The sequence below is a fragment of the Micromonospora rhizosphaerae genome (assembly GCF_900091465.1).
Classification (GTDB): domain Bacteria; phylum Actinomycetota; class Actinomycetes; order Mycobacteriales; family Micromonosporaceae; genus Micromonospora; species Micromonospora rhizosphaerae.
In genome coordinates this window covers 5,953,053-5,970,325 of record NZ_FMHV01000002.1, presented here as the reverse complement: position 1 = coordinate 5,970,325, position 17,273 = coordinate 5,953,053, and the positions used below count along the sequence as shown (strand labels likewise).

The following is a 17,273-nucleotide window of genomic DNA, read 5'->3' as shown; positions in this document are numbered from 1 at the left end:
CACCGAAACCCGCCCGTCCCGGGGTGGTCGCCGGGCTGTCACGGCCGTCGGGGGAGAATGGGCCCATGTCGTACGACGCGTTGGTGCTGGTCTCCTTCGGCGGCCCGGAGCGGCCCGAGGACGTGCTGCCGTTCCTGCAGAACGTGACTCGGGGGCGGGGCGTGCCGCCGGAGCGGCTCGCCGAGGTCGCCGAGCACTACCTGCACTTCGGCGGGGTCTCCCCGATCAACCAGCAGTGCCGGGAGCTGCTGGCCGCGATCCGCGCGGACTTCGCCGGCCACGGCGTCGACCTGCCGGTCTACTGGGGCAACCGGAACTGGGACCCGATGCTCGCCGACACCGTGGCGCAGATGCGCGACGACGGGGTCAAGCGGGCGCTCGCCTTCGTCACCAGCGCGTACGGCGGCTACTCCTCCTGCCGGCAGTACCAGGAGGACATCGCCGCGGCCCGGGCCGCGGTCGGCCAGGACGCTCCTGTGATCGACAAGCTGCGGCAGTTCTGGGACCACCCGGGATTCGTCGAGCCGCACGCCGACGCGGTGAAGGCCGCGCTGGCCCAGCTCGACCCGGCGAAGCGGGACACCACCCGGATCGTCTTCACCGCGCACTCCGTACCCGTGTCGGCGGCCGCCACCGCCGGCCCGCACGGCGGCCGGTACACCGCCCAGCTCGAGGAGACCGCCCGGCTGGTGCACGCGGCGGCCGCCCCCGACCTGCCGTACGACCTGGTCTGGCAGAGCCGGTCCGGCCCGCCGCAGGTGCCGTGGCTGGAGCCGGACATCAACGACCACCTGGCCACCCTCGCCGAGCGGGGCGTCACCAGCGTGGTGGTCAGCCCGATCGGGTTCGTCTCCGACCACCTCGAGGTGGTCTGGGACCTGGACAGCGAGGCGCTGGAGACGGCCAAGCAGCTCGGTCTGGAGTTCGTCCGGGCCGGCACGCCGGGCACCGACCCGCGGTTCGTGGCGATGGTCCGCGAGCTGGTGACCGAGCGGACCGCGCCGGACGGGGAGCGGCTGCGCCGCCGCCTCGGCGAGCTGCCGATGTGGGACACCTGCCCGACGCCGTGCTGCGTGCCCCCGGCCCGCCGTCCCTGAGCCTCGACCGACCTTCGACACCCCTGGGGACGACTGATGCATGACCGCAAGCCGGTGCAGAGCTGGCTCACCGACATGGACGGCGTGCTGGTGCACGAGGGCCAGCCGGTGCCGGGCGCGCCGGAGTTCGTCAAGCGGCTCCGGGCCTCCGGCAAGCCGTTCCTGGTGCTGACCAACAACTCGATCTACACGCCGCGGGACCTCCAGGCCCGGCTGGCCCGGATGGGGCTGGACGTGCCGGAGGAGGCGATCTGGTCGTCCGCCCTGGCCACCGCCAAGTTCCTGGACGACCAGCGGCCGGGCGGCACCGCGTACGTGATCGGCGAGGCCGGCCTGACCACGGCGCTGCACGCGGTGGGCTACGTGCTCAGCGACTTCGCCCCCGACTACGTGGTGCTGGGGGAGACCCGCACCTACAGCTTCGAGGCGATCACCAAGGCGATTCGGCTGATCAACGACGGCGCCCGGTTCATCTGTACCAACCCGGACGCCACCGGCCCGTCGGTGGAGGGCGCGCTGCCGGCCGCCGGTTCGGTCGCCGCGATGATCTCCAAGGCGACCGGGGTGGAGCCGTACTTCGTCGGCAAGCCGAACCCGATGATGATGCGCTCGGCGCTGAACACCATCGACGCGCACTCGGAGAGCACCGCGATGATCGGCGACCGGATGGACACCGACATCCTCTGCGGGCTGGAGGCCGGGTTGGAGACGATCCTGGTGCTGACCGGGATCAGCTCCCGCGCGGAGGCGGAGCGCTACCCGTACCGGCCGTCGCGCATCGTCGACTCCGTCGCCGACCTGATCGACGAGGTCTGACCGGCCTCAGGGGCGCAGCGGGGCGTTGCAGGCGGCCACCAGGGCCTGCCGGCAGGCGGTGGTGAGCGGCCGCAGTGCGGCGTCGCGCTGCTGGGCCTCGTAGTTGTTGATCGCCCCGCCGGGCGCACTGTGCCCGGCCAGGGCGAGCACCCGGTCCAGCACCGCGGCCCGGGCGAAGAGCCGCCGGGCGCGCGGGTCGAAGCCCGGCGGCAGGTCGGTCGCGGCGTCCGGGCGGCGCAGCGCCGCGAGGGCCCCGGCCAGCTCGGGTCGCCACTGGGCCACGTCGAGTCGGGTCAGGGCCGCGGTCGTCTCGGCCAGCGCCGCGGCCAGTTCGGCCTCCGCCTCGGCCGCCCCGGGCGTGGCGAGCGACGCCGCCGGCGCGTCGGCGGGCAGCGGGTACACCCGCCAGAGCACCGTCTCGAAGGTCACCCCGGAGCCGGAGATGTGGGTACGCACCTCCGGGATCAGCCCGAGCCCGCTCGCGATCACCGCCTCCCCGGCGAGCAGCGCCGCGCCGGCGAAGTCGCCGGGACCGGGCAGCCCGCGCGGGTCACCCGGCGCGGGCAGGACCAGGCGGATCTCGTCCGGCGAGAGCTTCGCCAGGATGGGCAGCGCGTCCCGCAGCGGCACGTCGGTCCAGGTGCCGGGGGCGTCCGCGACCAGGTGCTCCTCGTCGCCGGCGATGACGTCGGCGACCTCGTCGAAGGGGACCAGGCCGGCGCGCCAGGCGCGCACCCAGGCAACGAACCGGCTGGACCGGCGCGGAGCCAGCGTGGCCGCGCCCGCTGCGGGGGAGGACATGCGGAAAGGGTACGTGGTCCGCACCGGCCCTGTCTCGACTGCCGCCCCGGCCGCGTCACCTGCCCGGAACTGCCCGCTTCACCCCGTGTCGCGGGTCCGCTCGGCGCGTCGGCCACCGCCCAGGTCACCGCCGATGATGGAGTCGTGGCGCTCGTTTTCCGCCACTCGACTCCTTTTGTTCGGTGGCACAACTCCCTGATCGACAAGGGCGGGCGGCGCGTCGGGAGGTGGCGGCGCAGGGGCGGGTTTAGCGTGATCGACATGGCGCGGCGATACGGCGAGGACGTGCTGGCGGCGGACTGGCGACGGCGGAAGGTCATCCCGGAGGTGGACGCCGAGCCGGATCTCGTGGTCGAGGACGTCGACTCCGGCTTCTGCGGCGCGGTGGTCGGCTTCGAGTCCGGCGCGGTGGTGCTGGAGGACCGGCACGGCCGGCGGCGCAATTTCCCGCTGCTGCCGGCGGCGTTCCTGCTCGACGGCCAGCCGGTCACGCTCCGCAGGCCGGCACGCGCCCCGGTGCCGGCCGCGCGGCGGCGTACCGCCTCCGGCTCGATCGCGGTCGACGACGTACCCGCGCGGGTGGCCAGGGCCAGCCGGATCTGGGTCGAGGGTGTGCACGACGCCGCCCTGGTCGAGCGGATCTGGGGCGACGACCTGCGGGTCGAGGGCGTGGTCGTGGAGCCGCTCGACGGCATCGACGCTCTCGACGCCGCGGTGCGCGACTTCGCCCCCGGCCCCGGCCGGCGGCTCGGGGTGCTGGTCGACCACCTGGTGCCCGGCTCGAAGGAGAGCCGGATCGTGGCCCGGGTGACCTCGCCGCACGTGCTGGTCACCGGCCACCCGTACGTCGACGTGTGGCAGGCGGTGAAGCCGACGGCGCTGGGCATCCCGGTCTGGCCGGTGGTGCCGCCGGGCCGCCCCTGGAAGGAGGGGGTCTGCGCGGCCCTCGGGGTGGCCGAGCCGGCGGACATGTGGCGGCACATCCTGTCCCGGGTGGACAGCTTCGCCGACGTGGAGACGCCACTGATCAACGCGATGGAGCGGTTGATCGACTTCGTGACAGAACCTGCCTGACGCAGGCTCTTTTCGTGGTTGCGGTCAGGGCCGTGGGCGGGCTGCGAGGTCCGGTCGCGGTCGGGGTTTCGGGTCCTTTTCGCTGCTACGAGTCTGATGACGTGAATGGATCGGGCGTGATTCGTTCGCGTCATCAGGTCTGTAGCGGCTGAACCATCCTGGCGGCAGGGCAGGGTGGAGCGGTGGCGGTGGCGGTGGCGGTGGCGGGGGGTTGGGTGCCTCGGTTGCCGACGGTGTGCGGGTGCCGGGTTCGGGGTCAGGGTTCCTGGTCGGGGGAGCGGGTGAAGACGAAGGTGGCGATGTCCAGGGCCACCGGCCGGCCGGCCTCGTCCCGGACGACCGTGAGGATCTCGCCGCTCTGGCCGCCGGAGCGGCCGCGCCAGCGGTCCGGGCCCTCCGGGGTGAACCGGAGCACCGGCTGGCCGACCGGGCCGCCCAGCAGGTCGCCGGCGTCGGCGCGGAACTCGTACTCCAGGCCCATCCACCACCAGCGGCCGGTCAGCTCGGCCAGGTCGGCCGGGGGCGGCGCGTCGGCCGGGCACCACGGCTGCACCCGGGGCGGCTCGGCGTCCAGCACCAGGGTGAGGACCTCTCGGGCCAGCCCCACGATGTGGTGCCCCTTGCGCAGGCCGTACGAGTTGGCGAAGGCGACCGCGGCGGTGCGGCTCGGCCGGTGCACCGCCAGGCCGGCGACGTACCCGGGCATCGAGCCGCCGTGGCCGACGTACACCCGGTCGCCGACCCGGTAGAGCTCCACCCCCAGGCCGTGCCCGCCGGTCCACGAGTCGAGGTCGCTGATCACCACCGGCGCGCACATGGCGGACAGCGTCTCCGGCGCGAGTACGGCCGGAGTCGGGTCGGCCAGGAACGCGGCCCACCGGCCCAGGTCCTCGATCGTCGACCAGAGCTGGCCGGCCGGCGCCATCGCCCCGGTGTCGGTACGCGGCTCCTCGCGCAGCGTGTCGTGCCAGGGGTGCACCACGTAGCCCCGGGCGTACGGCTCGGTGGCGTGGAAGGTGGTCCGGCGCATGCCGAGCGGTTCGAGGATCCGCTCGCGGAGCAGGTCGAACCAGGGCATCCCGGTGACCTGCTCCAGCACGCCGCCGAGCAGCCCGTACGCCAGGTTGGAGTAGTGGTAGACGCGGTGCGGCGGGTAGGCGATCTTGTCCGTGGTCAGCCCGGCCAGCAGGGTGGCCAGGTCGGCACCCTCGGTCCGCTCCCACCACCGGCCGTCCGGCTCCCGCTGGAGGCCACTGGCGTGCCCGAGCAGCTGGCGGAGGGTGAGCGCGCCGACCGGGGTGCCGGGCAGGTGCTTGTCCAGCGGGTCGTCCAGGGCGAGCCGGCCGGCGTCGCGTTGCTGCATGACCAGCACGGCAGTCATCGTCTTGGTGATCGAGCCGAGCCGGTACTGCAGGTCGGCGTCCGGCCGCGGGTGTTCTCCGGCGGCCGCGAGGTGCGCCAGCGACCCGTCCCGCACCACCCCGAGGGCGAGTGACGGCGCGGTTCCCTCGGCCTGGGCCCGGGTGACCAGGGCGTCGACCTGTCGGACGGTCTCGGGCAGCAGGGGCACGGTCGTCCTCCTCTCCTCGGGCGGCACGGGTCCCGCCGAGCTTACTGATCATCACGGGGCGGTGGCGCGTGCATTCGCGTGTCACGATCGTGGTGTGGACGCGCTGCTGTGGGTCGTGCTGGGTGTGGTGCTGGCGGTCGCCGAGATCTTCACGACGACGCTCTTTCTGATCATGTTCGCCGCGGGCGCGTTCGCCGCCGCCGGCGCCGCCGCGCTCGGTGCCCCGGTCGCGCTCCAGGCGTTGATCTTCACGGTGGTCTCCGCCCTCTCCGTGGCGTTGGTCCGGCCGGTCATCCGTCGGCACGCGCTTTCGGCGCTGGAGAGCGGGGAGCAGGCGTTCGGCGTGGAGGCGATCGAGGGCGCGACGGCGCTGGTGCTGGAGCCGGTGGACGCCGAGCAGGGCCTGGTGAAGATCGACGGTGAGCTGTGGAGCGCCCGGTCGTACGACGCGACGCAGCGGTTCGCCCCCGGTGAGCGGGTGCAGGTGATAAAGGTCCGGGGCGCCACCGCCCTGGTCTGGCAGGACGACATTTCCACCCCGGGCGAGCTGCCCGAAGCGAAAAGGTGAACGGTATGGAGTTTGCAGCGGTCCTGTTGATCGCCGCGGCGGTGATCGTGGTGGTGACGCTGATCAAGGCGGTGCGGATCGTGCCGCAGCAGCGCCAGGACGTGGTCGAGCGGCTCGGCAAGTACAAGCGCACCCTGAGCCCGGGGCTGAACCTGCTGGTCCCGTACATCGACGCGGTCCGCACGAAGGTCGACATGCGGGAGCAGGTGGTCAGCTTCCCGCCGCAGCCGGTGATCACCTCCGACAACCTGGTGGTCTCGATCGACACGGTCCTCTACTTCAAGGTGGTCGACTCGGTCCGTGCCACGTACGAGATCTCGAACTTCCTCCAGGCCATCGAGCAGCTCACCGTGACCACGCTGCGCAACGTGATCGGCTCGCTCGATCTGGAGCGCGCGTTGACCAGCCGCGAGGAGATCAACCGGCACCTCTCCGGGGTGCTGGACGAGACGACCGGCCGGTGGGGCATCAAGGTCACCCGGGTGGAGATAAAGGCGATCGAGCCGCCGCCGAGCATCCGGGACTCGATGGAGAAGCAGATGCGCGCCGAGCGGGACCGCCGGGCCGCGATCCTCAACGCCGAGGGTCTGAAGCAGTCGCAGATCCTCACCGCCGAGGGTGAGAAGCAGGCCGCCGTGCTCCGCGCCGACGGCGACCGCCAGGCCCGCATCCTCCAGGCGGAGGGCCAGGCGAAGGCGATCCGGACCGTCTTCGACGCGATCCACCAGGCCAACCCGAGCCAGAAGGTGCTCGCCTACCAGTACCTCCAGGCGCTGCCGCAGATCGCCAACGGCTCCGCCAACAAGGTCTGGATCGTGCCCGCGGAGCTGACCAAGGCCCTGGAGGGGATGGGCGGCGCGCTCGGCGGGCTGGCCAACATGGTCGGCGACGTCCCGTCGCCGGAGGCCGCCAAGGGCGCCGGCGAGGTGGAGCGGGAGGCCGCCGAGGCGGCGCAGGCGGCGGCCACCGCGGCCCAGGAGATCCACGACGAGGTACGCGTCGCGGAGGCGCAGGCCACCGGCGGCAACGCCCCGCAGGGGCTGCCGGCGCCGGAGCCGGTCTCCCCGGAGAGCCTGCTCCACGACCCGACGGACCGGCGCGAACGGGGCTGACCCGACCACCGTCCGAGCCCGGCCGGTAAATGCGAAAAAGCCTCATGCAGCGCCCCGGCGCCTGCCACGATCGGTCCGAGAGGACGGGTGGTGACCAGGAGCCGGGGCGCCGGCGCGTCCCGCGCCGCCCGCACGCGGAGCGAGGTGAGGCATGAACGATCCGGCGAACAGGTTGTGGTCGAGGGAGCCCGTCCCCGGCGCGCACGATCCCGCCGGTCCGCTGGGCACCCGGCGTACCGGGGGCGGGTTCGGGGTGATGCCCTTCGTTCCCGACCCCGGACCGGCCGCCCCGGCCACCAACGCGAGCTGGGCCTGGTCGGTGCGGCGCTTCGCCCGCGCGGCGGTCTGGCTGCTGCCCGCGTACGCGATCCTCTACGGCGCGGTGGCGATGGCCAGCGACGGCGGGGTGGGCAACGACCCCTACCCGGCCGACGGCGGGCAGCTCTACCTGGTCGGCTGGGTGGCCGCGGTCTGGCTCGGCCTGCTCGCGCTGCTGGCGCTGACCGGCCTGCTCGCCGCCACCCGGTGCCGCCGGATCGCCACGGCCGGGCTGCTGGTCAGCATCGCCGGCGTCGTGCTGATGCTGCCGTTCGCCGGGCTGTCCGAGCAGGCCCCGGTCTTCGGCACCACCGCGCGCAGCCTGGTCCTGTTCGGGGCCACCTGGTACAGCCTGGGGTGGTTGCTCACCGGTTGGTCGGTCGCCCGGTCCGGGATGTTCAGTTACGGCGACGGGGTGATGCTGATGATCGCCGCCCCGCTGCTCGGCCTCGCGGGCGCCCTGATCGGCTCGTTGCAGACCTTCGGCGCGCTCTTCGCGCTGGTAGCCGGCATCGGCATCGGCTACCGCGCCGGCCGCCTGGTCCCCGCGGCCATCGCCCGCGACGCCGCCAACGCCAGCGTATCCACCCCCACCCCGCCCGGCTCGTCCCCGGGTGGTGGCCCCCTCCCCACCGGATGACCTGGCCTGCGGTGATCAAGAGGTTTGCGTCCCCGAGAGGCCAGGAAATGGACGCAAACCTCTTGATCAACGCGCTGACGCCGCCGGGGACGAGCGGGAGGAGTGGCTGGGTGGTTGCCGTGAGGTGGCTGACAGTTGCCTGGTGGGGTGGTCGGATAGTGGCTTTCGCGGCAATCCTGGGTCCATGCCGTCACCCCGGTCGCCGCTGTTGCGGCTCTTCACCGTGCTCCTCACCGGCGTTCTCGCCGGGCTCGTCCTCGCCGTCGCCGCCCTCCCAGGCAACCTGATCGGCGGCCTCGTCACGAAGTCGGCGCTCGGGGCGTACGCGGAGCTGCCCGACGCGCTGCGTACCCCCGCGCAGCCCCAGCGCTCCTACCTCTACGCGAACGACGGCAAGACGCTGATCACCACCTTTTACGACGTGAACCGCACGGATGTGCCGCTGGCCGAGATCGCGCCGGTGATGCGCCAGGCGATCGTGGCGGCCGAGGACCGGCGGTTCTACTCGCACGGCGGCGCGGACCTGCGCAGCATCGCCCGGGCCCTGGTCGCCAACGTCACGGGCGGTCAAACCCAGCAGGGCGGCTCCACCCTGACCATGCAGTACGTCCGCAACGTGCTCAAGACCGATCCCACCCGCACCTCCGAGGAGCGGCAGGCCGCCACCGAGCAGACCGTCGGGCGCAAGCTCCAGGAGATCCGGTACGCCAGCGCGCTGGAGAAGAGCCTGAGCAAGGACGAGATCCTCAACCGCTACCTGAACATCGCCTACTTCGGCTCCGGCGCGTACGGGGTCGCGGCGGCCAGCCAGCGCTACTTCGCCAAGTCGCCCGCCGAGCTCACCCTCGGCGAGGCGGCCCTGCTCGCCGGGCTGGTGCAGTCGCCGGACGCGTACAGCCCGATCGACGGGGACAAGAACAGGGCGCTGGAGCGCCGGGCCTACGTCCTCGACTCGATGGCCCAGACCGGAGCGATCACCGCGGCGCAGGCCGCGGCGGCGAAGGCCGAGAAGCTGACCCTGCACCCGGCCGCCCAGCCCAACGGCTGCACCGCGGTCGCCCAGGGGCACGACGACTGGGGCTTCTTCTGCGACTACCTCCGCCAGTGGTGGCTGGGCCAGCCGGCCTTCGGCGCCACGGTCAAGGAGCGGGAGCAGGCGCTGCGCCGCGGCGGCTACACGGTGGTCACCTCGCTTGCCCCGCAGGTCCAGGCCACCGCGCAGAAGCAGGCCACCGCCGTCTACGGGTACGGCAACAAGCGCGCCCTGCCCATCGCGGCGGTGGAGCCGGGCACCGGCCGGGTGCTCGCCATGGCGGTCAACCGGCACTACAGCCTGGCCGACAACCCCGCCGGGCAGGCCAACCGCCCGAACACGGTCAACCCGCTGATCTCCGGCGGCGCCAGCGTGGACGGCTACCAGGCCGGCTCCACCTTCAAGCTCTTCACCATGCTCGCCGCGCTGGAGGCCGGCAAGCCGCTCTCCACCGGCTTCGATGCGCCCAGCAAGCTGCCCACCCGGTACGCCGCCGAGGGCGAGGGCGCCTGCGACGGCAGGTGGTGCCCGGCCAACGCCAACCCGGAGTGGATGGACGGGTACCGGATGATGTGGGACGGCTTCGGCCGCTCCGTGAACACGTACTTCGTCTGGCTGGCCGAGCAGGTCGGTCCGGCGAAGGTGGTCGAGATGGCGCAGCGGCTCGGCATCACCTTCCGGGCCGACTCCGACGCCGCCTTCGCCAAGGACGACCCGGAGAACTGGGGCGCGTTCACCCTCGGGGTGGCCGCCACCACCCCGCTCGACCTGGCGAACGCGTACGCCACCGTGGCCGCCGAGGGGACGTACTGCTCGCCGCTGCCGGTGGTCTCGGTGACCGCCGCGAACGGCGACAAGGTGGACGTCGGTCAGCCGTCCTGCGAGAAGGTGCTCGACACCGACGTGGCCCGGGCGGCCACCGACGCGGCCCGCTGCCCGGTGGGCCAGCAGTCGGCGTACGGGCAGTGCAACGGCGGCACGGCGACCTCGGTCGACCGGATCGTGGGCCGGCCGGTCGCCGGCAAGACCGGTAGCTCCGAGCAGAACGCCACTGAGACCTTCGTCGGGTTCACCCCGCAGGTCGCGGTCGCCGGCATCGCCGCCAACCCGGACGACTCGACCGATTTTGTCGGCGCGGCGGTGCAGGCGAGGGTGATCGACGCGGTGGCCCGGGTGATCCGGACCGCGGTGAACGGAGAGCCGGTGGAGGACTTCACCGCGCCGAGCCGCGAGCTCGCCGGAAACCCGCAGCGACCGGAGCCGCAGCCGACCCCGCAGCCCGGCGACCGGCGGCAGCCCGGCAACCAGTCCGGGCAGTCCGACCGCGGCCTCCCGTCGGACCTGCTGCGCTGGCTCCAGAAGCACCGCCGCTGATCGGTTAAGGAGGGGCCCCTTCTTAACGCCTCCGGTATGGCAGGGGCCCCTTCTTAACACCTCAGTCCGCGGCAGCCGGCCGGTACGGACCGACCCGGAACATGCCGGGCATCTCGTCGTGCACCGCGTACCCGAAGCGGCGGTAGAGGCTGACCGACTCCCCGGCGGCGAAGAGGCCGACGAAGGTCCGCGACGAGGCGCGACCGGCGATCCACTCCTCCAGCCGCGACAGGATCGCCCCGCCGACGCCCCGCCGCTGCCGCTCCGGCACCACGGCCAGGTCCTGCAGGTAGTGGTAGATCACCCCGTCGCCGACCAGCCGGCCGATCCCGATCACCCGGTCACCCTCGACGGCGACCACGCCGTGCAGCGAGGCGGCCAGCGAGGCCGGGATCGCCGCCCGGTCGTACGCGTCGGCCCAGCCGACGGCGGTGGTGACGGCGACGAACTCCTCGACCGTGGGCAGCCGGTCCACCAGGCGATAGTCCATGATCGACAAGCGTAGCCAGACCGGCCGCCCGCCGCGGCTGGTTATCGGTCGACCAGCGCCCCGACCACCCCGTCCAGCGCGGCCGCCACGTCGTCCGGCCCGCCGTCGCCGTCCACCACCACGAACGACCCGAACTCCGGCAGCGCCCGGTAGGCGGCGTCCAGCGCGCGCAGGTGGGCCAGTTCCTCGGTGTCGATGCCCCGGGCGAGCACCCGCCGCTGCGCCACCGCGGGCGACGTGGCCAGGAAGCAGACCACCGCCGGGCGGGGGAAGAGCGCGTAGGCCGTCCGGACCAGCCGCCGGCCGCGGTCACCGCGGCCGCCGTGATCACGTGCTGGCAGTACGTCCACCGGTCCAGCACCGCCGTCCGCCCCGTCAACCGGCACCAGAGCAGCGTGCGGCCCATCGCCGCCGCGCGCACCGTCGCTTCGACGAGCGGATAGAGGGTTCGACCGAACAGCGCCACCCCGTCCCGACGGCCGAGCGCCAGGGCGAGCCGGTTCCAGAGCGGACGGCCGCCCGCGTTTTCGAAGTAGGTCGCCGGCGTGCCCCGTGCGATCAGCCGCCGCGTCAGCGCCCGGGCCTGGGTGCTCTTGCCGGAGCCGTCGACACTGACCAGGGCGATCATCACGGGGCGGGCCATGGGCCAGGACGGTATCGGGGCCGCGCAAGCCGTCCGGGGCCCCCGGCGGGGCGGGGAGGTGGTGCCCGAGATCCGCCGGAAAAAAATCCGCGCCGGCTGTCGGATCCGGTCCGGCGGCGCCGACCCACCGGTGAGAGCGCCGCGGGGGCGCCGGGAGCAGGAGGGACACTGCCATGCGCAAGCTCGTCTACTGGGTGCACCAGTCCGTCGACGGCTTCATCGAGGGGCCGAACGGCGAGTTCGACTGGCCGGCGATGGGGCCGGAACTGTCCGCGTACTCCTTCGAGTTGACCGGCCGGGCCGACGCCTTCCTCTACGGCCGCCGGGTGTGGGAGCTGATGTCCTGGTACTGGCCGCGGGCCGAGTCCAGGTCGCAGGACCCGCACGACCTGGCCTTCGCGCCGATCTGGCGCCGCACCCCCAAGATCGTCATTTCCCGTACGCTGGAGAGCGCCGAGTTCGACGCCCGGGTGATCGGCCGCGACCTGGCCACGGAGGTCGCCGCGCTCAAGGCGCAGCCCGGCGGGGAGCTGCTGCTGACCGGCGGCTCCGGCGCCGCCGCGGCGCTGACCGAGCTGGGCCTGATCGACGAGTACCAGGTCGTCGTGCATCCGGTCGTGCTCGGCGGCGGCAAGCCCGTCTTTCCCGCCAAGGACCGCCTCGACCTGCGGCTCGCCGAGACCCGGGGCTTCGACGGCCGGTCCGTGCTGCTCCGCTACGCGCGGGCGTGACAGGCCGGCCTGCGCTTGCCGGGCCGGAGCTGCCAGGCAGAATCGTCGGGTGCCCGTCCACCAGATCACCGACCCCGACGACGACCGGATCGCCGACTACCGGGCGCTGACCGACGTCGAGCTGCGTACCCGCTGGGAGCCCCCGCACGGCCTGTTCATCGCCGAGGGGGAGCTGGTGCTGCGGCGGGCGCTGCGGGCCGGCTACCCGGCCCGGTCGTACCTGGTCGACGCGAAACGGGTCGACCAGCTCGCCGACCTGGACACCGGGGACGCGCCGGTCTACGCCGCCACCCAGGACGTGCTGCAGCGGGCCACCGGCTTCCACGTGCACCGGGGCGTGCTGGCGTCGTTCCACCGCAAGCCGCTGCCGAGCGCCGCCGAGGTGCTCGACTCCGCCAAGCGGGCGGTCATCCTGGAGGACGTCAACAACCACACCAACCTCGGCGCGATCTTCCGGGCGGTGGCCGCGCTCGGCGTGGACGCGGTGCTGCTCTCCCCGTCCTGTGCCGACCCGCTCTACCGGCGCAGCGTACGGGTCAGCATGGGGGAGGTCTTCGCCGTCCCGTACGCGAGACTTGAGCCCTGGCCGGACGCGTTGGCGCAGGTCCGGGCGGCGGGGTTCACGGTGCTGGCGATGACGCCCGCCCCGGACGCGGTGCCGATCCAGCGGCTGGACGCGGCCCAGCGGGCCCGCGCGGCGCTGCTGATGGGCGCCGAGGGGGCCGGCCTGACCCGGGCTGCGATGGACCGCAGCGACGTCCGGGTGGTGATTCCGATGCGGCGCGGCGTGGACTCGCTCAACGTCGCCGCGGCCACCGCCGTCGCCTGCTGGGAACTGGGCCGCGACGACCCACTGTGACCCCCACGGCGGGCGTCCCGATCGGTAGGGTCGCGCCCGTGAACCCGGTCACCGCTCGCCGTGGCGTGGTGTGCGGGGCCCATGTGGTCGCCGCCGGGGGTGCCGGCTGCCTGTTGTGGGCGTTCAGCGTTCCCGGAGTCGCCGTGCTGCTCGCGGCGGCCGCCGTGGCCGTGCTCGGCGTCGCCGTCCTGCTCTGGACGGTCGGAGCGCAGTTGTCGCACAGCGCAGGTCGGACCTGGCCGGGGTGGCTGCCGGTCGCGCCGGCCATGGCGGTGGTCGTGCTCGCGTTGCTGGTCACCGGCGTTCCGCTGCGGGCGCGCTGGGCGCTGAGCCGGGACGCGTTCGAGACCGTGGTGGCGGAGCTGCCCCAACGCCGCTCGGCGACCGGGTTCGACCGGGTGCGGGTGCCGGCGACGGTGGGCAGCTACCGCATCACCACCGCCTACCTCGTGCCGGGCGGAGTCGTCTTCTACGAGGAGAACGGGGCCTTCTTCGACGACGCCGGCTTCGCCTACCTGCCCGACGGACCCACCGCCTCGCTGGCGAACGGTTCCTTCGAATCGCCCGTCTTCAGACCGCTCGGCGCTGGCTGGTACCGCTGGACGGCGAGCTGGTGAGGGGCGGCCGGACGGCTGTCGAAATGCAGGGTCACGCAGGGTAGCGTGACGGCCGTGTTCCCTACCGTCCGTGAGGTTCTCGCCCTCGACCCGGTCCGCCACGGCGCCCCGCGCCTGGTCGCCGGGGACGCGGGCCTGGACCGGCTGGTGCGCTGGGTGCACGTGGCCGAGGTGCCGGACATCGCGACCCTGCTCAACGGCGGCGAGCTGGTGCTCACCACCGGCATCGGGCTGCCCGCCGACGACGCCGGGCTGCGCGCGTTCATCTGCGCGCTGGCCGACGTCGGCGTCTCCGGGCTGGTGGTCGAGCTGGGTCGCCGCTACGTCAGCGGTGTTCCCCGGGTGATGGCGGCCGCCGCCGAGCGGCGCGGGCTGCCCCTGGTCGAGCTGCGGCGGGCCACCCCGTTCGTCCGGATCACCGAGGCGGTGCACGCGCTGATCGTGGACGCCCAGCTCACCGAGCTGCGCGCGACCGAGGAGATCCACCAGCGGTTCACCGAGCTCTCGGTCGAGGGCGCCGACCCGGCGGAGGTGGTCCGGCAGGCCGCCGAGCTGGCCGGCTGCCCGGTGGTGCTGGAGAACCTGGCCCGGCAGGTGCTCGCGTACGATCCGGCGGGGGAGAGCGCCGAGCTGCTGCTGGACGGCTGGGAGCAGCACTCCCGGCGGATCCGCCCGGCCGGGCGGACCGCGTACGACCCGGACAGCGGGTGGCTGGTGACCACGGTCGGCGCCCGGGGTCAGGACTGGGGCCGGCTACTGCTGCGCTGGCCGGGCGGCGGCGAGGGTCTGGACCGGTCCACTGCCGGGCCGGTCGCCGCCATCCAGGCCCCGGACACCCCGCCCACCCGGCTGACCATCCTGATCGAGCGCGCCGCCTCCACCCTCGCGCTGGGCCGGCTGATCCGGCGGGACGCCGAGGGGCTGGAACGGCAGATCCACCGCACCCTGCTCACCGCCCTGCTCGACCACTCCCGCCCGATCGACGAGATCGCGCTACGGGCGAAGGCGCTCGGCGTGGTGCTGGACCGCCGGCACCTGGTCGGTGTGGTGGTCCGGCACCGGGCCGACGACCCGCTGGCCGATGCCGGCCCGCCCGGGGACGGCGGATTCGGCGCGGAGACGGGACCCGAGGCAGGCCCGGCCCGGCTGCGCGATCTGGCCGAGGCGGTCGGTCAGGCGCTGCGCGAGGCCAAGCTGACCGCCCTCACCAGCGCCGTCGACGACCACGCGGTCGGCGCGCTGCTCGCCCTGCCCGACCCCGCGGCCGAGGAGAAGGCGCTGGCCGCGTTCGCCGCCGCGCTGCGTCGGGTACGCCTCGACACCGCCCCGACCCGCCCGCCCGCGCCGCGTTCGCCGGTCGGCCCCGCCGTGGCCCGGCCGACCGACGCGCCCGCCCACCCGGCCTCAGCCGACGTCGGTCGATCGACCGACGCCCCGGGCCGACCGATCACCAGCGGCGTCGGTCGGTCGAGCGACGGGCCCGCCCGCCCGACCTCCACCGGAGCCGGTCGGTCCACCGGCGGCCCGGCCCGGCCGATCACCAGCGGCGTGGGTCCGCTCCGGCGGCCGCCAGCCTCCGCGCCGGGGAGCCCGGCGGCGGTGATCGTGGCCGCCGGTTCCGGGGTGAGCAGCCTGCGGGAGGCCGGGCGTTCGCTGGTCGAGGCGCGGCAGATCGCCGAGGCGGCCCGCCGGGACCGGCGTGACCTGCCGATCTTCCGGCTGCCCCACGTCGGGCTCGCCGGCCTGCTGCACCTGCTGCGCGACGAGCCCCGGTTGCAGACCTTCGTCGAGCGGGAACTCGGCGCGCTGCTGGCGTACGACGCCCAGCACCCGCGCGAGCAGCTCCTCGGCACCCTGCGGGCGTACCTGGAGCAGGGCCGGAACAAGTCGGCGGCGGCCGCCGCGGCGCACCTGTCCCGCCCGGCGTTCTACGAACGGCTGGCCCGGATCGGCCGGATCCTCGATGTCGACCTCGACTCGGTCGAGGCCTGCCTCTCCCTCCACGTCGCCCTGCTCGCCCTCGACGCCGTCCGCACCCCCTGACCGCCCCCACCCGCCCCGGGCTCGGCGATCACGAAGTTGTTGTCCTCCGCATCGGCGTGTCTTGGCAATAACTTCATGATCGACCCGGCTGAGGCGACAAGGGGGCGGGGCGGGCGCGGCGGGTCAGAGCAGGGTGGTGAGGGTCTTGGCGTAGGTGGCGGGGACGAAGTTGGGGCCGCCAGGGGTGAAGACGTCGGAGGTCGCCGCCGCCGACCAGGCGGTGTCCGGGACCGCCTCGGCCAGGGCGCGGACCACCGGGGCGTCGCGCCACTGGTCCTGCTCGGCGAGCAGGCTCAGCGCCACCACCGACTCCTCGACCTCGCCGACACACTCGAACGGCTTGTGCCCGTCCACGCCCAGCAGCTCCCGGTAGCCGGGGATCTGGTCCGGGTCGGCGAGCAGGTCGCCGCCGAAGATGTGCACCAGCCGCTCGCGCGGCATGAACGGCGCCAGGGCCAGGAACACGAATCGGCATTTCGGGCAGTCGCGGCACCAGCGCTCGCTGGCGTCGCGCAGCTTGAAAGCGGCGTTGCAGCTGGTCACCACGTGGTCGTACCGGTCGATCCCGGCGAAGAGCCGGGCGATGTGCAGCTCGGAGAGCGAGCGCAGCAGCGAGAAGTACGGCTCGGTGAGCCCGGCGTGCTCGGCCAGCGCCGCCCGCAGCAGCCCCTCCGCCTCGACCCCCTTCGACCACTGGTGGTTGATCTCGTGACCGTTCCAGATCAGGTTCGGGTCGGAGGCGGAGCGCTCGTTGGACATCACCACCGGGCCCAGCCCGTGCAGCACGGCGGTGGCCACCGCGATGAGCGAGTTGATCGCGGTGACCGGGATGTGGCCGTTGAGCGCGCCGGCGGCGTTGAGGTCGAACAGCACCGGGTCGATCCGCCGCCGGGCGGCGAGGGGGACCAGATCGGAGGCCTGGTTGACCGCGACGATCACCCGGTTCGGGTTGACCGAGAAGGGCACCGGGTCGAGGCCGGCCCGGCGCAGCGCCTCCAGCGTCACGATCGAGTCCTTGCCGCCGCCGACGGCCGAGAGCGGGCGGCGGTCGGAGTTGTCGTACACCTGGGCCGGGGGGGCCGAGCCGGTCGGCACCTCGGGGCGCAGCTCCAGCACGTGTGGCAGCTGGTTGCGGTAGGCGTACTCGGCCAGGCCCTTGGTGTAGACGGCGGTGACCAGCTCGGCGGCGGCCGTGCCGAGCGGCGCGGGCAGCACCAGCCGGCGCGGGGCGGCGGTCTTGTAGTAGCTGACGCCCGCGACCACGTGCAGCAGTTCGAGGACCCGGTTGACTGTGGCGACGGTCTCGTCCGACGGCGGCTCCGGCGGCACCGGGAGGCTGATCACCTCGGTGAACCGCTGCTCCCCGTCTGGGCCGGTGAGCGTGTAGTCGAACAACGCCTCGCCGGTGGCGAAGTCGATCGAGTAGGACGGGAAGGTGAAGGCGTCCATCCGCCGGAGCTGCTCGTTGGGCACACGCCATACTAGGC

The 17,273-nt window shown here is 73.6% G+C and carries 16 protein-coding genes; 11 read left to right on the top strand and 5 right to left on the bottom strand.

Features of this window, described 5'->3' with window-relative positions; all coding sequences use genetic code 11:
- The first annotated feature begins 65 nt into the window (after positions 1-65).
- A complete protein-coding gene (locus tag GA0070624_RS28135) occupies positions 66-1,097 on the top strand; it encodes a ferrochelatase (RefSeq protein WP_091345870.1) in 1,032 nt (343 codons plus the stop codon).
- A gap of 36 nt (positions 1,098-1,133) precedes the next feature.
- Positions 1,134-1,913, top strand: coding sequence for an HAD-IIA family hydrolase (locus tag GA0070624_RS28130; RefSeq protein WP_091345869.1), 780 nt, complete (start codon positions 1,134-1,136; stop codon positions 1,911-1,913).
- 6 nt (positions 1,914-1,919) lie between these two features.
- Here the strand turns inward: GA0070624_RS28130 and GA0070624_RS28125 are convergent, their stop codons facing one another.
- Positions 1,920-2,714, bottom strand: a complete 795-nt coding sequence (locus tag GA0070624_RS28125) for a hypothetical protein (RefSeq protein WP_091345868.1) — start codon at positions 2,712-2,714, stop codon at positions 1,920-1,922.
- A gap of 261 nt (positions 2,715-2,975) precedes the next feature.
- Between GA0070624_RS28125 and GA0070624_RS28120 the strand changes: the two genes are divergently transcribed.
- A complete protein-coding gene (locus tag GA0070624_RS28120; protein WP_091349966.1) occupies positions 2,976-3,788 on the top strand; it encodes a DUF3097 domain-containing protein in 813 nt (270 codons plus the stop codon).
- A gap of 256 nt (positions 3,789-4,044) precedes the next feature.
- Here GA0070624_RS28120 and GA0070624_RS28115 read toward each other — a convergent pair whose 3' ends face one another.
- The gene (locus tag GA0070624_RS28115; RefSeq protein WP_091345867.1) at positions 4,045-5,358 is read right to left on the bottom strand and encodes a serine hydrolase domain-containing protein; all 1,314 of its coding nucleotides are present in this window, start codon (positions 5,356-5,358) and stop codon (positions 4,045-4,047) included.
- Positions 5,359-5,452: 94 nt separating this feature from the next.
- Here GA0070624_RS28115 and GA0070624_RS28110 point away from each other — a divergent pair, with 94 nt between their 5' ends.
- The 4 genes from GA0070624_RS28110 (at position 5,453) to GA0070624_RS28095 (ending at position 10,403) form a co-directional block, all read left to right on the top strand.
- On the top strand, positions 5,453-5,926 hold the full coding sequence (locus GA0070624_RS28110) for an NfeD family protein (protein ID WP_091345866.1): 474 nt from the start codon (positions 5,453-5,455) through the stop codon (positions 5,924-5,926).
- Between the two features lie 5 nt (positions 5,927-5,931).
- A complete protein-coding gene (locus GA0070624_RS28105; RefSeq protein WP_091345865.1) occupies positions 5,932-7,038 on the top strand; it encodes an SPFH domain-containing protein in 1,107 nt (368 codons plus the stop codon).
- A 151-nt stretch (positions 7,039-7,189) separates the two neighbouring features.
- Positions 7,190-7,996 (top strand): hypothetical protein, encoded by an 807-nt coding sequence (locus GA0070624_RS28100; protein WP_091345864.1) that lies wholly within the window; start codon positions 7,190-7,192, stop codon positions 7,994-7,996.
- A gap of 184 nt (positions 7,997-8,180) precedes the next feature.
- Positions 8,181-10,403 carry a transglycosylase domain-containing protein gene (locus tag GA0070624_RS28095; RefSeq protein WP_091345863.1) on the top strand — a complete coding sequence of 741 codons (2,223 nt, stop codon included), beginning with the start codon at positions 8,181-8,183 and terminating at the stop codon, positions 10,401-10,403.
- A 61-nt stretch (positions 10,404-10,464) separates the two neighbouring features.
- Here GA0070624_RS28095 and GA0070624_RS28090 read toward each other — a convergent pair whose 3' ends face one another.
- Together GA0070624_RS28090 and GA0070624_RS36190 are read right to left on the bottom strand one after the other, a co-directional pair.
- Positions 10,465-10,893 carry a GNAT family N-acetyltransferase gene (locus tag GA0070624_RS28090; RefSeq protein WP_141715209.1) on the bottom strand — a complete coding sequence of 143 codons (429 nt, stop codon included), beginning with the start codon at positions 10,891-10,893 and terminating at the stop codon, positions 10,465-10,467.
- A 41-nt stretch (positions 10,894-10,934) separates the two neighbouring features.
- Positions 10,935-11,279 (bottom strand): hypothetical protein, encoded by a 345-nt coding sequence (locus GA0070624_RS36190; RefSeq protein WP_245719047.1) that lies wholly within the window; start codon positions 11,277-11,279, stop codon positions 10,935-10,937.
- 430 nt (positions 11,280-11,709) lie between these two features.
- Between GA0070624_RS36190 and GA0070624_RS28080 the strand changes: the two genes are divergently transcribed.
- Genes GA0070624_RS28080 through GA0070624_RS37045 form a run of 4 tightly spaced genes read left to right on the top strand, consistent with a single transcriptional unit; the run spans position 11,710 to position 15,786 of the window.
- Positions 11,710-12,267, top strand: coding sequence for a dihydrofolate reductase family protein (locus GA0070624_RS28080; RefSeq protein ID WP_091345861.1), 558 nt, complete (start codon positions 11,710-11,712; stop codon positions 12,265-12,267).
- Positions 12,268-12,316: 49 nt separating this feature from the next.
- Entirely contained in the window at positions 12,317-13,126 is an 810-nt protein-coding gene (locus GA0070624_RS28075) for a TrmH family RNA methyltransferase (RefSeq protein WP_091345860.1), read from the top strand.
- A 38-nt stretch (positions 13,127-13,164) separates the two neighbouring features.
- Positions 13,165-13,743, top strand: coding sequence for a hypothetical protein (locus GA0070624_RS28070; RefSeq protein WP_141715208.1), 579 nt, complete (start codon positions 13,165-13,167; stop codon positions 13,741-13,743).
- Positions 13,744-13,797: 54 nt separating this feature from the next.
- A complete protein-coding gene (locus GA0070624_RS37045) occupies positions 13,798-15,786 on the top strand; it encodes a PucR family transcriptional regulator ligand-binding domain-containing protein (protein ID WP_091349964.1) in 1,989 nt (662 codons plus the stop codon).
- A 123-nt stretch (positions 15,787-15,909) separates the two neighbouring features.
- Here the strand turns inward: GA0070624_RS37045 and GA0070624_RS28060 are convergent, their stop codons facing one another.
- The gene (locus tag GA0070624_RS28060) at positions 15,910-17,259 is read right to left on the bottom strand and encodes a MurL-like N-terminal domain-containing (RefSeq protein WP_091345858.1); all 1,350 of its coding nucleotides are present in this window, start codon (positions 17,257-17,259) and stop codon (positions 15,910-15,912) included.
- Between the last annotated feature and the right edge of the window lie 14 nt (positions 17,260-17,273).